Raw genomic sequence first — 13873 nt, forward strand, 5'->3', positions numbered from 1 at the left:
TAGAACTAGCGACAATAATAATGACACGCTGCTCTTCTAGAACAACCAAATCTAACGGCAGCTAACAATAATAAAGACTTTGGGATTTCTCATGGCGGCACATGGCCAAAATAATCGTTCTAACTCTTCCTCTTCATTGCTGGAGCGTCCCTATCTTCTTGCCATTCTTATTTGTCTATTGTTAATCATCTGGTTAGTCAGTGGCATTTTTAATGTTAAACAAAACCCCGATACCAGCATCAGTAAAAACATACCGCCAGCCAAAGTTAAAGTCGAAACGTTTTACGCCGAACAAGTAGAGAACAGTGTTACCTTGTATGGTCGCACCGAACCCGATCGTCATGTGACGTTGCAAGCGCAAGTAAAAGGTGAAATCACCGAGGTGCTGGCGAGCCGTGGTAGTTTTGTTCACAAAGGCGACGTCATCGCCAAAATTGCCCTCAATGATTTACCGGCACAATTAGAACATTTCCGCACTTTATTAAAGCAACGACGGGTTGATTATTATGGTGCCAAAGAGCTGTTTAAAGGTGGTTACCAAAACGAATCTGCGCTGGCGCAACGCTTAGCTGATGTTACTGAAGCCAAAGCCGATTTAGCCCGTATCGAACTGGATATGGCCAATACCACCATCGTCGCCCCGTTTGATGGCATCTTAAATGAACGTTATGTCGAAGTCGGTGATTATGTTGCCATTGGTGAGGACATTGCCATGGTCGCGGATCTTGACCCATTGGTAATTCGTGCTCATATTACGGAAAACCAAATACCGCATATTCGCGAAGGGCAAACCGCTGATATCACTCTGCTCAATAAACAGCGTCTAACAGGCAAGGTGCGTTACATTGCCAGTGTCGCCAATGAAAGCACCAATACCTTTAAAGCGGAAATCGCCATCGACAACCCTGATTTGAAATACCTTGCAGGCATCAGTTCTGAAGTTGACATGCCAATGGCTATGGTGCCAGCAATCAAACTGACGCCAGCGTTATTAGCGCTTGATGAAGTCGGCAATATTGGGGTTAAATCGGTGGTTGATGATCATGTTGTATTTACCAAAATCCAAATTGTTAAAAGCGAAGAAGACGGTATCTGGTTAACGGGCTTAGGAGAGCAGCAACGTATTATTACTCTGGGACAAGGATTTGTGCGCCCAGGCGATAAAGTTGAGGCTGTCGAGGCAAACGACTAGATGCTGGCGATGATAGATGCGGCGATTGTCCGCACCCGATCCATCTTATTGATATTTACGTTGTTGTTGATCAGCGGCGCACTCACCTATATCGACATTCCTAAGGAATCAAACCCAGATATCACCATACCGCAAATCTATGTATCGATGATCCATGATGGCATATCTCCTGAAGACGCTGAGCGCATGCTCGTTAGGCCGATGGAAAATGAGCTCAAATCCATTGAAGGTATTAAAGAAATGCGCGCGGTTGCCAGCGAAAGCTATGCCAGTATCACCCTTGAGTTTGTGCCCGGTTTCGATGCCAAAGAGGCGCTTGCTGATGTGCGAGACAAAGTTACCCTAGCGAAAGCCAAATTGCCTGATGAAACTGAAGAACCAGTAGTTCGAGAAGTCACCATGGCCAACCAACAACCGGCGGTAACAGTGTTTTTATCCGGTCCGGTTACCGAGCGAGGCTTGATTAACTTGGCAAGGAGCTTAGAAGATAAAATTGCCAGCATGCCACAGGTATTAGAAGTCGATATTGGTGGTGATCGCGAAGATATGTTGGAGATCATCGTCGACCCATTGCTTATGGAAAGTTATGGGCTTGATCAAAACGACATTTTTAACTTGGTTACCCGCAACAACCGTTTGGTACCTGCCGGTACCATGGACACCGGACGTGGCCGTTTTGCCATTAAAGTGCCGTCGGTGTTTGAAACAGTAAAAGATTTAATGGAACTGCCGATTAAAGTAGACGGTGATAGAGTCATCACCTTTGCTGATTTGGCTATTGTCCGCCGCTCCTATAAAGATCCTACGGAATACGCCCGTATCAATGGCGAGCGTGCGGTGTCTATTGAAGTGAAAAAACGCCCTGGGCAAAACATTATTGAAACAGTCGATAATGTCAAAGCGTTAATTGAAACGGAGCGCCAAGCTTGGCCGCAACATATTCAAGTCAACTATACCGGTGACCAATCTCGCTTTGTGAAAAGCATGTTGAGTGATTTGCAAAATAACGTGATCTCAGCCGTCGTATTGGTGGTTATTGTCATTGTCGCAGCGCTTGGCGCACGAACCGCCAGTCTGGTCGGTTTATCCATACCGGGATCATTTTTAACCGGTATTTTGGTGCTGGCGGTATTTGGCTTGACCGTTAATATTGTGGTTCTATTTGCCTTAATCATGGCGGTCGGCATGCTTGTTGACGGCGCTATTGTTGTCACCGAGTTTGCCGACCGGCAAATGGGTGAAGGCATGAATAAAGAGCAAGCTTATGCCTTGGCAGCAAAACGAATGGCATGGCCAATCATTGCCTCAACCGCGACTACGTTAGCAGCCTTTGCACCTTTATTGTTCTGGCCAGGGATGATGGGTGAATTTATGAAGTTCATGCCAATAACCCTAATTGCGGTATTAACGGCATCACTGCTTATGGCGTTAATTTTCGTGCCAACCATGGGCGCCCTGTGGGGCAAACCACGCCCAATAAGCGCCAATCAAAAGCAACAATTACTCTTGGCAGAAAGCGGTGATTTAAGCAAAATAAGCGGTTTTATGGGCAAGTATCTACGCCTGTTAACGCTGGCGATACGCCATCCAGCAAAAGTACTCGCTTTTACGTTATTGCTAGCCGTGACGGTGTTCACCAATTATTGGAGCTCAGGTCTAGGTAGTGAATTCTTCCCAGATGTTGAACCTGACGGCATTAACGTTATTGTGCGTTCATTTGGCGATCTGTCAATTGATGAAAAAGATGAAATCATGCGCGAAATAGAACATCGCGTCCTTGATATTGAGGCGATCAAATCGCTTTATACGCGCGTCGGCGGCGAAGATATTGTTGGTCGTTTGCGGGTTAATTTAATGAATTGGCAGTTCCGCGAGTCGGCGGAGGATGTGGTGCAGGATATTCATCGTCGAGTCGACAATTACGCCGGCGTACAAGTGGAAGTGCGTAAAGATAAAATGGGGCCTCAGCAGGGCAAGGATATCGCATTAGAGTTATCATCTCGTTATCCAGATAAGTTACAAGACGCGGTACGCAAGATTTCTCAAGCGATGATGGCCAGCGACAAATTTATTAATGTCGAAGATGGCGGTTCAAAGCCTGGCATCGAGTGGCAATTAAAAGTCGATCGTGCGTTAGCGGCCACCTTCAGTGCTGATGCAACCTTGGTCGGTACCTCAGTACAAATGGTTACCAATGGTTTGAAGCTCGGTGAATACCGCCCAGATGATGTGGACGATGAATTAGATATTCGTGTGCGTTTTCCTCCTGAGAAACGCAGCATTACTCGTTTGGATGAGCTGCGTTTAAAAACCAATGATGGCTTAGTGCCGGTGACTAATTTTGTCGAGAAAAAGGCGGCACAAAAAGTTGACGTGATTCGTCGTATTGATTCACGTCGAGTGATTACCATTCAAGCGGATATGGCATCAGGGGTTTTGTTATCTCAAGAATTGCCAAAACTACAACAAGATTTAAAAAAACTGGATGTTGATTGGTATAGCGTTGCCGTTAAGTTCACTGGCGAAAATGAAGATCAGCAGGAGTCACAAGACTTTTTGCTTAATGCCTTTGGCGTTGCCTTGTTTGTTATGGCGATTATCTTGGTGACCCAATTTAATAGCTTTTATCAATCGTTTTTGATTTTATCGGCGGTGTTATTTTCAACCGTAGGTGTGTTCTTAGCGCTGCTCATTGCCGGTAAACCATTTGGCATTGTCATGTCAGGGCTGGGGGTGATTTCATTGGCCGGCATTGTGGTTAATAACAATATCGTTCTGATCGATACCTATAATGTGTTACGGGCCCAAGGTTTGGCGGCAAAAGATGCCATTTTACGCACCGGCGCGCAACGTTTACGACCGGTATTATTGACCACAATTACCACCATATTGGGTCTAATGCCCATGGTATTACAAATGAATATCGACTTTGTTGGCCGTGATATCAGCTTTGGCGCACCGTCAACTCAGTGGTGGGCGCAATTGGCCACCGCCGTGGCTGGCGGCTTAGCATTTGCTACCTTGCTGACGTTGATCTTAACCCCTTGTTTATTAGCCATACGTGACTATAAACATCAGCCGAAAAAGCATGTACAATGGCAACCGGCTCCAGCCTTTGAAGAAGTTTAATAAGCCTGACTGACAATCCGTATGGTCAGGCATGCATGTTGGGATACATTTATGATGAATAAAGTTTTGTCGCTAACGGTTTCGCTAGCGCTTTTGGTTACCGCTTCGGTATCAGCAAAACAAGCCTCGGTTCTTAGCGAAGAACAACGAGCGCAATTGACACAATTGGGCGAGACCGCCTTGAGCTCAGATTTAGCCTATGAAATTGAAGAGTCATTAACGACTGAAGTTGGTGCGCGTATGATTGGCACCGAAGGTGACAAACGTGCCATAAAGTGGGCTGTAGAAAAGATGCAAAGTCTTGGCTTTGATAAAGTCTGGACCGAAGAGGTTGCTCATTTCCAGTGGATTCGTGGCGACGTTGAAGCAAAAGTATTGGCGCCATTCCCACAACCTGTAAAAGCCATTGCCTTAGGGGAAAGCGTTGGTACCGGTGATAAAGCCATTGAAGCTGAGGTTATTCATTTTAATACATTGGCTGATCTAGAAGCCGCTGAAGCAGATAGCCTAACAGGCAAGATTGCCTTTGTATCTTACCGTATGGAACGCTTTAAGACCGGTAAAGGTTATGGCAAAGCGGTGGGGGCGCGAGTACGTGGTGCGAGTGTTGCCGCACAAAAAGGTGCCGTTGGTTTTATTATGCGTTCTGTCGGTACTGACGATAATCGTACCCCACACACAGGTATTACCCGCTATGAAAATGGCGTAAAACGTATCCCGGCGGTTGCGTTATCAAACCCTGATGCGGACCTGTTGGTAAACCAATTTAAACGTAATAAGCCAGTGCAATTTTCATTAAAAGTGACGGCGATGCGTAATGAAGTGGTAACGGTAAAAGGCGCTAACGTTATTGGTGAAATCACCGGTTCAGAATTGCCAGAGCAAATCGTTGCCCTTGGTGCTCACCTTGATAGTTGGGACGTTGGCACTGGTGCAATTGATGATGGTTTAGGTGTTGCTATGGTTATGGCGGCTACGGCTCATATTGGTAAATTAGCTGAGCGTCCAAAGCGTACTATTCGTGTTATTTTATTTGCTGGTGAAGAAGTTGGCCTATTAGGTGCTAAACAGTATGTCATCAATCAAAAAGACACCTTGGCAAACCATGTTATCGCTGCAGAGTGGGACTTTGGTCTTGGTAAGATTTACGCGATGCAGTCTAATGTCGCCGACGCAGCGGTACCAGCTATTGATGAGCTGGCGTCGTATCTAAAACCATTGGGTGTGGCATACAATACTGCGAACCAAGGTCGTGGCCAGTCTGATATGGGCTTGGTAACCGATAAAGGCGTTCCTGCGATGAACTTTACCCCAGATGGCACTCGTTATTTCGATATTCACCATACCGAGAACGATACCTTGGATAAAGTTAATCCAGAAGATTTGCAGCAAAACACCGCGGTATATACCATTTTCGCTTATTTTTCCGCTCAAGCAGACACCGAGTTTCGTTCAAGCGAGTCTGCTAGCAAGTAACCAATAATTTACAAATGAAAAAGAAAAGGCCAATATCAGATATTGGCCTTTTTGTTATTTGGCCTAAAATGAGTTTGAGAAAACCCAATAAAAAGGAAAAAATATGAATCGACTATGGAAGTTCACCGCAGCGGCGACACTATGTTTGTTTACCACGATTGCCAGTGCGAAATCACCAGTTTGGCAAGTCAGTAAAGACGGTCAGACGGTTTATCTTGGTGGTACCGTGCATGTACTGGCGCAAAGTGATTACCCATTACCTGAAGCGTTTGAGCAAGCGTATAGTAAATCACAGATACTGGTTCTTGAAATGGACATGAGTGCCACACAAACGCCGGCATTTCAGCAACAAATGATGAAGAAGATGACCTATCAGGATGGTCGAACCTATGAAGATGTTTTAAAACCTGAAACCGTGAAACGCCTTAATACCTATATGACTGAGCGTCAGTTACCCATTGCTCAGTTAAAACCGTTAAAGCCATCAATGTTGTCAATCACCTTGACCATGATTGAACTGCAACGCCTTGGAATTGGCGGTACCGGTGTTGATATGTTCTACACCATGCGCGGCAATAATGATGATAAATCCTTTAAATTTTTAGAGCTGCCAGAAGAGCAAATAGAGTTTTTGGCCAATATGGGTCAAGGTTATGAAGATGAATACATCAATTACACCTTAGATGATATGGGTCGCCTAGCGGATATGATGGCAGAAATGAAAGCTGCATGGCGCGACGGTGATAGCCAAGCTCTGTTTGATTTAGCGGCAAAAGATTGGAAAGACAAATTTCCAAAATCATACAATTCATTGATTGTGACTCGCAACAATAATTGGATTGATGATATCGAAAGCTACTTCAAAACCGATGAAGTGGAATTTGTTCTGGTCGGTGCCCTGCATTTAGTCGGTAGTGACGGTGTATTAAAAACTTTAAAAGATAAAGGTTATACCGTAAAGCAATTATAAATTAATCGCTTGTCATCATTAAAAAGGCTCAACTGTTAGCGATAACGTTGAGCCTTTTGTTTTCAAAATATTTTACTGACGCAATTAATAGCTGGCGTAAGACATACCCAAATAATAGAGTATGGCGGCAACGAACAACCATACAATGGTCGGCAATAACGCTGATTTAAAATTGTGCTCAGTGACCGCATATTTAACCGGCACTTTCTTTTTACCAGTAATAATTGCTTTGATGACATTATCACCACGTATTAAATGCAAAATACCGGCTAGGGTATGAATGGCTATCAAAATCAGTAAAATATCGAAATTGCTAGCATGCAGACTGTCCATGAATTCAACCGTACTTTCGCTGACAAATGCGTAAAGCGGGCCTTCTGCCAACACATCATCGGTAGCAAATAAGCCGGTGATAATTTGCAGAAATAAGGTGCCTAACAATGCCAACACCATGTAACCGCCAACCGGGTTATGACCTTGATGTGGCTGGACTATTAGGTTGCTCCGCCAAGCTTTTAACACTCGCCAAGGGGATTTGATAAAGTGGCCAAATCTTGATGTATCGCTGCCACAAAATCCCCAAATGATGCGAGTAATCCATAGGCCGGCCAAGGCGAATCCGCACTGAAAATGCAATTCAAAGTCAGCATTATCACCGCTATACCAAAGCAAACCGAGAAGTATCAGCTGGCTGATATGATATAAGCGGGTAAAGTTATCCCAAACACGTATCGACTGCATAATGGTTACCGCGGGCGAACTTACTCGTCGCAATCCATTTTAAAGGCTTTATGACCTTTCTTTGCGGTTTTACCGATTTTACCGATTGCCGCTTTGCGTTCAGCATCATCTTTGGCAGCGATTAGTTCCATGGCCGCTTCTTCAAGTGCAGCCATGCCTTTTTGGTAATCGTTGAACTGTTTCTTTTGCTCTTCGCTTAGTTCTTGTTTATCTGAAATAGACAATGGCACTAAAGTATCGCTTTCACGAATGTTCGACAATAACGCTTTTGCAGCGTCGTCTAGTAATTCTTGCTCACCACGTTTAAATGAATTTTTAATCGCTTTCATATTGTTCTTCATGTCAGACATGATGCGTGCAAGCTCTGTTTCGCCACACATAGGGTGAGCTGCAAATGCAGTCGACATGGTTGAAAGGCTGATCAGGGCGCCGAGTAATACTTTTTTAATCATTTTATACTTCCTTTAGCTAACTTGATTCGATTTTACTTTTATCGGCAGCGTTACCCACCGACACCTAGCAAATTAAATTCAAGCCACATTTAAATTTAAGGTGGTATACTAACTAAAAAACCAGACAGATCAAATCGTGAAATCTAAAGATCCCAATTTTCAGCGCGAAGCTGCTAAATATGACAAGCCAATTGCCAGTCGAGAATATATTCTAAATCTTCTCGAACAAAAGGGTTTTCCAATGAGCCTGGCGCAAATCATCAAAGCCTTGGGGTATCGCGAGGAAGAGCAAAAAATTGCCATTAAACGTCGTTTAAGAGCGATGGAAAATTCTGGTCAATTAGTTTTTACCAAATTTAAGCAATACGCCATTGCCACAGAAAAACAAATTATTACCGGTCAAGTTATCGGTCATCGAGACGGCTTTGGTTTCTTAAAACCAGATACCGGCGATAAAGATTTGTTTATTCCATTTTATGAAATGCGTAACTTGATCCATGGTGATGTGGTTGAAGCGCGGGTTACGGCAAGTGACGATGCCAAAGGTCGCCAAGAAATTAAAGTGCTTGATGTGCTGGTGCCTCGTAAAGAAAAAATCATTGGCCGCATATTTGTCGAGCATTCGGTGATCACGGTTGTGCCTGAAGACGCGCGTATATGCCATGAGATCATCATCCCTAGCGACAAACGCCTTGGCGCCCGTCATGGCAACATGGTTATTATTGAATTAGTTCAGCGCCCGTCAAAGCGCAGTACCGCCTTGGGTAAAGTGGTTGAAGTGCTCGGTGAGCATATGGCACCTGGCATGGAAGTGCAGGTGGCAATACACAGTCACGATATTCCTCATAGCTGGCCGCAGGCTTTGCTTGAAGAAATCGACAATCTTGATAGTGAAGTCGATGAAGCCGCTAAGCAGGGGCGCGTCGATCTGCGTGATTTACCGTTAGTAACCATCGATGGTGAAGACGCGCGCGATTTCGATGACGCCGTTTATTGTCAAAGTAAGCCTTCCGGTGGTTGGCGTTTGTGGGTCGCTATTGCCGATGTCAGTTATTATGTTCGACCTGGTACCGCACTAGATGAAGAGGCGATTAAGCGCGGGAATTCAGTATACTTCCCAAATCAAGTTGTCCCTATGCTACCGGAAGTACTATCTAATGGTTTGTGTTCATTAAACCCTGACGTTGACCGCCTATGTATGGTGTGTGAGATGACGGTTAGTGCCAATGGTAAATTGACTGGCTCTAAGTTTTATCCGGCATTAATGCGCTCGCATGCACGTTTTACCTACACCAAAGTCGCTGCCATATTAGACGGTGATAAAGAACTGCGCCAACAATATGCTGAGCAAGTCAGCGATCTTGAGCAATTACACGCTATGTATCATGCCCTAGTGCATGCACGTCGCAATCGTGGTGCAATAGAATTTGAAACCGAAGAAGTACGCTTTATTTATAACGCCAATCGTAAAATTGACTCAGTGGAGCCTGTGGTACGCAACGATGCACACAAAATCATTGAAGAGTGTATGATTCTGGCAAACGTATCTACCGCTAAATTTATCGAGAAGCATCAAAAGCCGGGCTTATTTCGTGTTCATGACAAGCCAAACTCAGAAAAATACAACAACCTTGTTAGTTATTTGGCTGAACTTGGTATTGAATTAGCCAAGAAAGAAGAGCCTGAGCCACACGATTTTGGTGAAATAGCTGGACGCATTGCCGAGCGACCAGACAAAGAACTGATTCAAACAATGATGCTGCGCTCGATGAAACAAGCAGTATATCAGGCTGAGAATATCGGTCACTTTGGATTGGCCCTGCCGCAATACGCGCACTTTACCTCGCCAATTCGTCGTTATCCGGACTTGGTGGTGCACAGAGTCATTAAAGCCGTACTTGAACAGCAGCAAACTGACAGAGTCAACGCCGGCTTTCACACCTATGATGAGCAACAAGTCACCGAATTAGGCGAGCACTGCTCAATGACGGAACGTCGTGCTGATGAGGCAACACGTGAAGTGGCTGACTGGCTTAAGTGTGAGTTTATGCAAGACCATGTCGGTGATACATTCACCGGGGTTATTGCCACGGTCACTAACTTTGGTTTCTTCGCCCGCCTGCAAGACTTTCATATCGAAGGCTTGGTACACATCAGCTCTTTGGGTAAAGACTTTTATTCACATGATGAAGTACGTATGTGCTTAGTTGGTGAAAAAACCAAGCAAACCTACCATGTTGGCGATATAGTCAGTGTGCAAGTGGCAGCGGTAAATCTTGAAGAGAAGAAAATTGATCTTATTTTGGCCGGCGATAATGCGGTATTAGAGCGTGCTGGTAAAAACCTTCGCAAGAAGACAAAGAATGCCAACAAGAAGGCCGCTAAAAAAGCTGAACAAGGCCCTGATTTATGGTCGCGAGGTTCGGCTAAAACAAACAAAGATGATAAACCAGCGAAAAAGAGCAAAAGCAAGTCTAAAGCGAGCCGTCGCAACAAGGCAAAACCAAGGCCTGGAAAGAATGCGCGCAAACGCACAAAATCTTAGAATTCACCAAGTAACACAGTAAAAGAGAATAATCGACACATGGCTAAGCAAGATGAATTGGTATTTGGTATACACGCCGTTAATTCCCTAATTAAACGCGCCCCTGAGCGCTTTATTGAAATTTGGTGTCTCAAAGGCAGGGAAGATGAGCGCATGATGCCGATCATTAATTTGGCTCGTAAATACGGTGTTGCCGTGCAATTTACCCACCGTAAGGCGATGGATGACAAAAGCGGCGGTGAGCAACATCAAGGCGTTATTGCCAGAGTTAAGCCTGGTAAGGTTTATAGCGAGCAAGACCTTGATACGATATTGAATGATGCAACAGCGCGTGGTCAGGTACCATTCTTTTTGGTGTTGGATGGGGTAACTGACCCGCACAATCTTGGTGCCTGTTTACGTAACGCCGACGCCGCTGGCGTGCAAGCTATCATCGTGCCAAAAGATAATGCGGCACGCATCACCTCAACAGTGCGTAAGGTCGCGGTAGGTGCGACTGAAACCGTACCATTAGTGCAAGTGACTAATTTAACTAGAGCATTAAAACAATTGCAACAGCTTGGTGTTTGGGTAGTCGGCACCGCTGGAGAAGCTGAACATAGCCTATATGAGTGTAAGTTGCTCGGGCCAATGGCATTGGTTATGGGCGCAGAAGGCAAGGGCATGCGCCGTCTCACGCGAGAAACCTGTGATGAGTTGGTTAAGTTGCCAATGGCAGGTTCAGTCTCCAGTTTGAATGTATCGGTTGCCTCAGGCATCTGTTTATTTGAAATTGTTCGACAACGTCTTCACAGCTAAATCGATTAGATAATCCTTTCATATTCAGATAATTATAACTATTTTGCTGAGCTGTTTATAAATCTAAGCGGCTCGGTAATTTGGTTGCAAACAATTACTTGCCTTTACTGTTCATTTTCCCTACAATACGCCAGCTTAATTCAGCCACTTTATTCGTTCCTTGCCTTTATGCTGGTGTGGCTGAGCCAGAAAGAGGCTACAACCGTAGGGAGCTCGTAATGCGTCATTACGAAATCGTATTTATGGTTCACCCTGATCAGAGTGAACAAGTTAACGGTATGATCCAACGTTATACCGATATGATCGAAGCTGCTGAAGGCAAGATCACCCGTCTAGAAGACTGGGGTCGTCGTCAACTAGCTTACCCAATCAACAAGCTGCACAAAGCACACTACGTTCTTATGAACGTTGAAGCGCCACAGTCAGTAGTTGATGAATTAGAAACTTCTTTCCGTTACAACGATGTAGTTATCCGTAACATGATCATGCGTACTAAAGGTGCGGTAACTGAAGCGTCTCCAATGGCTGCTGCCAAAGAAGAACGTCAAGACCGTCGCGAGAAAAAAGAAGTTGCTAAAGAAGCGCCAGCTGCTGAAGCAAAAGCTGAAGAAGCTGCAAGCGAAGAATAGTAATTAGTGACTGAAAATTGTCTTGTTTTGACAGGCGAGGTTATGAGAGCCCCGCAATTGTCGATAACACCAGCTGGTATAGCCCACTGCAAGTTTTCAATTGACCATAAGTCAACGCAAACCGAAGCAGGCTTGAATCGTCAGTCATTCGTCAGAATGCAGGTGGTGGCAACAGGTAGTTGGTCACAAAATTTATCTCGTGAATTAGTATTGGGTACACAAGTAAAAGTGACAGGTTTTATTAACCGTCATGAATCCAGAAACGGAAATCCGATTTTGGTACTGCATGCCCAAAACGTAGAAATGATTAATTAGGAGAAATCCATGTCTCGTTTATTTAGACGTCGCAAGTTCTGTCGCTTTAGCGCAGAAGGTGTAGCAGAAATCGATTACAAAGATATCGCTACATTAAAAAACTACATCACTGAAAGTGGTAAAATCGTTCCTAGCCGTATCACTGGTACGTCAGCTAAGTATCAACGTCAACTTGGTCGTGCGATCAAGCGTGCTCGTTACTTATCTTTGCTACCATATACAGATCTACACAAGTAACCTAAAGGGGCTATTAACATGCAAGTAATTCTTCTTGATAAAATTGCCAAGTTAGGCGGCCTGGGTGATCAGGTAGAAGTGAAATCTGGTTACGCTCGTAACTTCCTACTTCCACAAGGTAAAGCAGTAATCGCTTCTAAAGCGAACGTTGAGCACTTTGAAGCTCGTCGTGCTGAACTTGAAGCTAAACTAGCTGACGAATTAGCAGCTGCTGAAGCTCGCGCTGTTAAGCTTACTGAACTTGCTGAAGTAACTATTGCTTCTAAAGCAGGTGACGAAGGTAAACTATTCGGTTCAATCGGCACTAACGACATCGCTGAAGCTTTAACTGAAGCTGGTGTTGAAGTTGCTAAAGCTGAAGTTCGTCTTCCTCTAGGTACTATCCGTGAAACTGGTGAATATGAAATCACTATCCACCTACACGCGGACGTAGACACAACTGTTAAAGTTGTTGTTATCGCGGAAGCTTAATCGAAATATTTTTTCGATTTAAAAAAAGCCCGACTAATATTAATTAGTCGGGCTTTTTTGTCTTTGCATTCAGTGAAACATGCTTAGTTTCAAATTCAGTTACAAAAAAATTGAGCAATTTTCGACTTTCTGAGGTCTTATGGAGTATGATGATATCAACTATAAGCTTATACAGGATGTAGATGTATGCCTTTTAAAGGTATGAAACTTATACTATTTTTTATTTTATCCTGGGGTGTGGTTGGCTGCGGGGCTTTGCATACTGCGGTCGATAAAAAGGATTTACAGGTCGAGACTCAAATGTCTGCGACGATAATGCTTGAACCTGTCCCAGCAGAAAAACGCACCGTTTATCTGCAATTAAGAAATACCTCTGATAAACAACAAATAGATTATGCCACCCCGGTAGCCAATGCGATTGCCGCCAAAGGTTACACCATTGTTGATGATCCTGATCAGGCACATTACTGGATTCAAGCTAATGTCTTGCAAGTAGGTCGCTCCGATTTACGTAGCGTCAATGGTCGCGACAAAGGTTATGGCGCCGCGATTCAAGGCGCACAGATAGGCTCAATGTTTGGCGATGGTGATGGCCAGGTTGCGGCAACTGTCGTCGGCGGTTTAATTGGTGTGCTTACCGATGCTTTGGTTAGCGATATCGTCTATGTCATGATCACTGATTTGCAGATTTCAGAGAAAGCCAAAGATGGTGTCAGAGTAACCGAAACGAATGAGGCGACCTTAAAACAAGGTGAATCAGGCAACGTCCAACAAGACAGTGTTGAGATTGTAGGCCGCAAAAAGTATCAGACACGCATAACATCTACAGCTAATCAGGTTAATTTGACCTTTGAAGAAGCTGAACAACAATTATTACAGGGATTGATACAGTCAATGTCTGGCATTTTGTAACGAGGA

The 13873-nt window shown here is 44.4% G+C and carries 13 protein-coding genes; 11 read left to right on the plus strand and 2 right to left on the minus strand.

Features of this window, described 5'->3' with window-relative positions:
- The first annotated feature begins 91 nt into the window (after positions 1–91).
- From HII16_RS05020 to HII16_RS05035, 4 genes are all read left to right on the plus strand, one after another.
- Positions 92–1192: an efflux RND transporter periplasmic adaptor subunit gene (locus HII16_RS05020; protein ID WP_169128066.1), complete on the plus strand. Its 1101-nt coding sequence runs from the start codon at positions 92–94 to the stop codon at positions 1190–1192.
- Positions 1193–4321 carry an efflux RND transporter permease subunit gene (locus HII16_RS05025; RefSeq protein ID WP_169128068.1) on the plus strand — a complete coding sequence of 1043 codons (3129 nt, stop codon included), beginning with the start codon at positions 1193–1195 and terminating at the stop codon, positions 4319–4321.
- A gap of 51 nt (positions 4322–4372) precedes the next feature.
- The gene (locus HII16_RS05030) at positions 4373–5797 is read left to right on the plus strand and encodes a M20/M25/M40 family metallo-hydrolase (RefSeq protein WP_169128070.1); all 1425 of its coding nucleotides are present in this window, start codon (positions 4373–4375) and stop codon (positions 5795–5797) included.
- Between the two features lie 103 nt (positions 5798–5900).
- Positions 5901–6767 (plus strand): TraB/GumN family protein, encoded by an 867-nt coding sequence (locus HII16_RS05035; RefSeq protein WP_169128072.1) that lies wholly within the window; start codon positions 5901–5903, stop codon positions 6765–6767.
- An 84-nt stretch (positions 6768–6851) separates the two neighbouring features.
- Here the strand turns inward: HII16_RS05035 and HII16_RS05040 are convergent, their stop codons facing one another.
- Both HII16_RS05040 and HII16_RS05045 read right to left on the minus strand, forming a co-directional pair.
- Positions 6852–7508: a cytochrome b/b6 domain-containing protein gene (locus tag HII16_RS05040; protein ID WP_169128074.1), complete on the minus strand. Its 657-nt coding sequence runs from the start codon at positions 7506–7508 to the stop codon at positions 6852–6854.
- 20 nt (positions 7509–7528) lie between these two features.
- The gene (locus tag HII16_RS05045) at positions 7529–7960 is read right to left on the minus strand and encodes a cytochrome c (protein ID WP_169128076.1); all 432 of its coding nucleotides are present in this window, start codon (positions 7958–7960) and stop codon (positions 7529–7531) included.
- A 136-nt stretch (positions 7961–8096) separates the two neighbouring features.
- Here HII16_RS05045 and rnr point away from each other — a divergent pair, with 136 nt between their 5' ends.
- The 7 genes from rnr to HII16_RS05080 all read left to right on the plus strand — a co-directional run bounded on the left by rnr (position 8097) and on the right by HII16_RS05080 (position 13867).
- Positions 8097–10505, plus strand: coding sequence for a ribonuclease R (gene rnr / locus HII16_RS05050; RefSeq protein ID WP_169128078.1), 2409 nt, complete (start codon positions 8097–8099; stop codon positions 10503–10505).
- 39 nt (positions 10506–10544) lie between these two features.
- Positions 10545–11303 carry a 23S rRNA (guanosine(2251)-2'-O)-methyltransferase RlmB gene (rlmB, locus tag HII16_RS05055; protein WP_169128080.1) on the plus strand — a complete coding sequence of 253 codons (759 nt, stop codon included), beginning with the start codon at positions 10545–10547 and terminating at the stop codon, positions 11301–11303.
- A gap of 218 nt (positions 11304–11521) precedes the next feature.
- On the plus strand, positions 11522–11932 hold the full coding sequence (gene rpsF / locus HII16_RS05060; RefSeq protein ID WP_135439018.1) for a 30S ribosomal protein S6: 411 nt from the start codon (positions 11522–11524) through the stop codon (positions 11930–11932).
- Positions 11933–11938: 6 nt separating this feature from the next.
- The gene (gene priB, locus HII16_RS05065; protein ID WP_169128082.1) at positions 11939–12247 is read left to right on the plus strand and encodes a primosomal replication protein N; all 309 of its coding nucleotides are present in this window, start codon (positions 11939–11941) and stop codon (positions 12245–12247) included.
- A 9-nt stretch (positions 12248–12256) separates the two neighbouring features.
- Positions 12257–12484, plus strand: a complete 228-nt coding sequence (gene rpsR / locus HII16_RS05070; RefSeq protein WP_169128084.1) for a 30S ribosomal protein S18 — start codon at positions 12257–12259, stop codon at positions 12482–12484.
- 18 nt (positions 12485–12502) lie between these two features.
- Positions 12503–12955: a 50S ribosomal protein L9 gene (rplI, locus tag HII16_RS05075; RefSeq protein WP_135439021.1), complete on the plus strand. Its 453-nt coding sequence runs from the start codon at positions 12503–12505 to the stop codon at positions 12953–12955.
- Between the two features lie 201 nt (positions 12956–13156).
- Positions 13157–13867: a complement resistance protein TraT gene (locus HII16_RS05080; RefSeq protein WP_169128086.1), complete on the plus strand. Its 711-nt coding sequence runs from the start codon at positions 13157–13159 to the stop codon at positions 13865–13867.
- Positions 13868–13873 lie beyond the last annotated feature (6 nt).

Origin of the sequence: Thalassotalea sp. Y01 (assembly GCF_012932945.1) — a bacterium.
Taxonomy (GTDB): domain Bacteria; phylum Pseudomonadota; class Gammaproteobacteria; order Enterobacterales; family Alteromonadaceae; genus Thalassotalea_A.

Bases quoted from the DNA above. Each gene is read 5' to 3' on its own strand.
- HII16_RS05040 (WP_169128074.1), bottom strand. From the start codon at position 7,508: ATGCAGTCGATACGTGTTTGGGATAACTTTACCCGCTTATATCATATC.
- HII16_RS05080 (WP_169128086.1), top strand. From the start codon at position 13,157: ATGAAACTTATACTATTTTTTATTTTATCCTGGGGTGTGGTTGGCTGC.
- HII16_RS05020 (WP_169128066.1), top strand. From the start codon at position 92: ATGGCGGCACATGGCCAAAATAATCGTTCTAACTCTTCCTCTTCATTG.
- rplI (WP_135439021.1), top strand. From the start codon at position 12,503: ATGCAAGTAATTCTTCTTGATAAAATTGCCAAGTTAGGCGGCCTGGGT.
- HII16_RS05025 (WP_169128068.1), top strand. From the start codon at position 1,193: ATGCTGGCGATGATAGATGCGGCGATTGTCCGCACCCGATCCATCTTA.
- rpsR (WP_169128084.1), top strand. From the start codon at position 12,257: ATGTCTCGTTTATTTAGACGTCGCAAGTTCTGTCGCTTTAGCGCAGAA.
- HII16_RS05030 (WP_169128070.1), top strand. From the start codon at position 4,373: ATGATGAATAAAGTTTTGTCGCTAACGGTTTCGCTAGCGCTTTTGGTT.
- rlmB (WP_169128080.1), top strand. From the start codon at position 10,545: ATGGCTAAGCAAGATGAATTGGTATTTGGTATACACGCCGTTAATTCC.
- HII16_RS05045 (WP_169128076.1), bottom strand. From the start codon at position 7,960: ATGATTAAAAAAGTATTACTCGGCGCCCTGATCAGCCTTTCAACCATG.
- HII16_RS05035 (WP_169128072.1), top strand. From the start codon at position 5,901: ATGAATCGACTATGGAAGTTCACCGCAGCGGCGACACTATGTTTGTTT.
- rpsF (WP_135439018.1), top strand. From the start codon at position 11,522: ATGCGTCATTACGAAATCGTATTTATGGTTCACCCTGATCAGAGTGAA.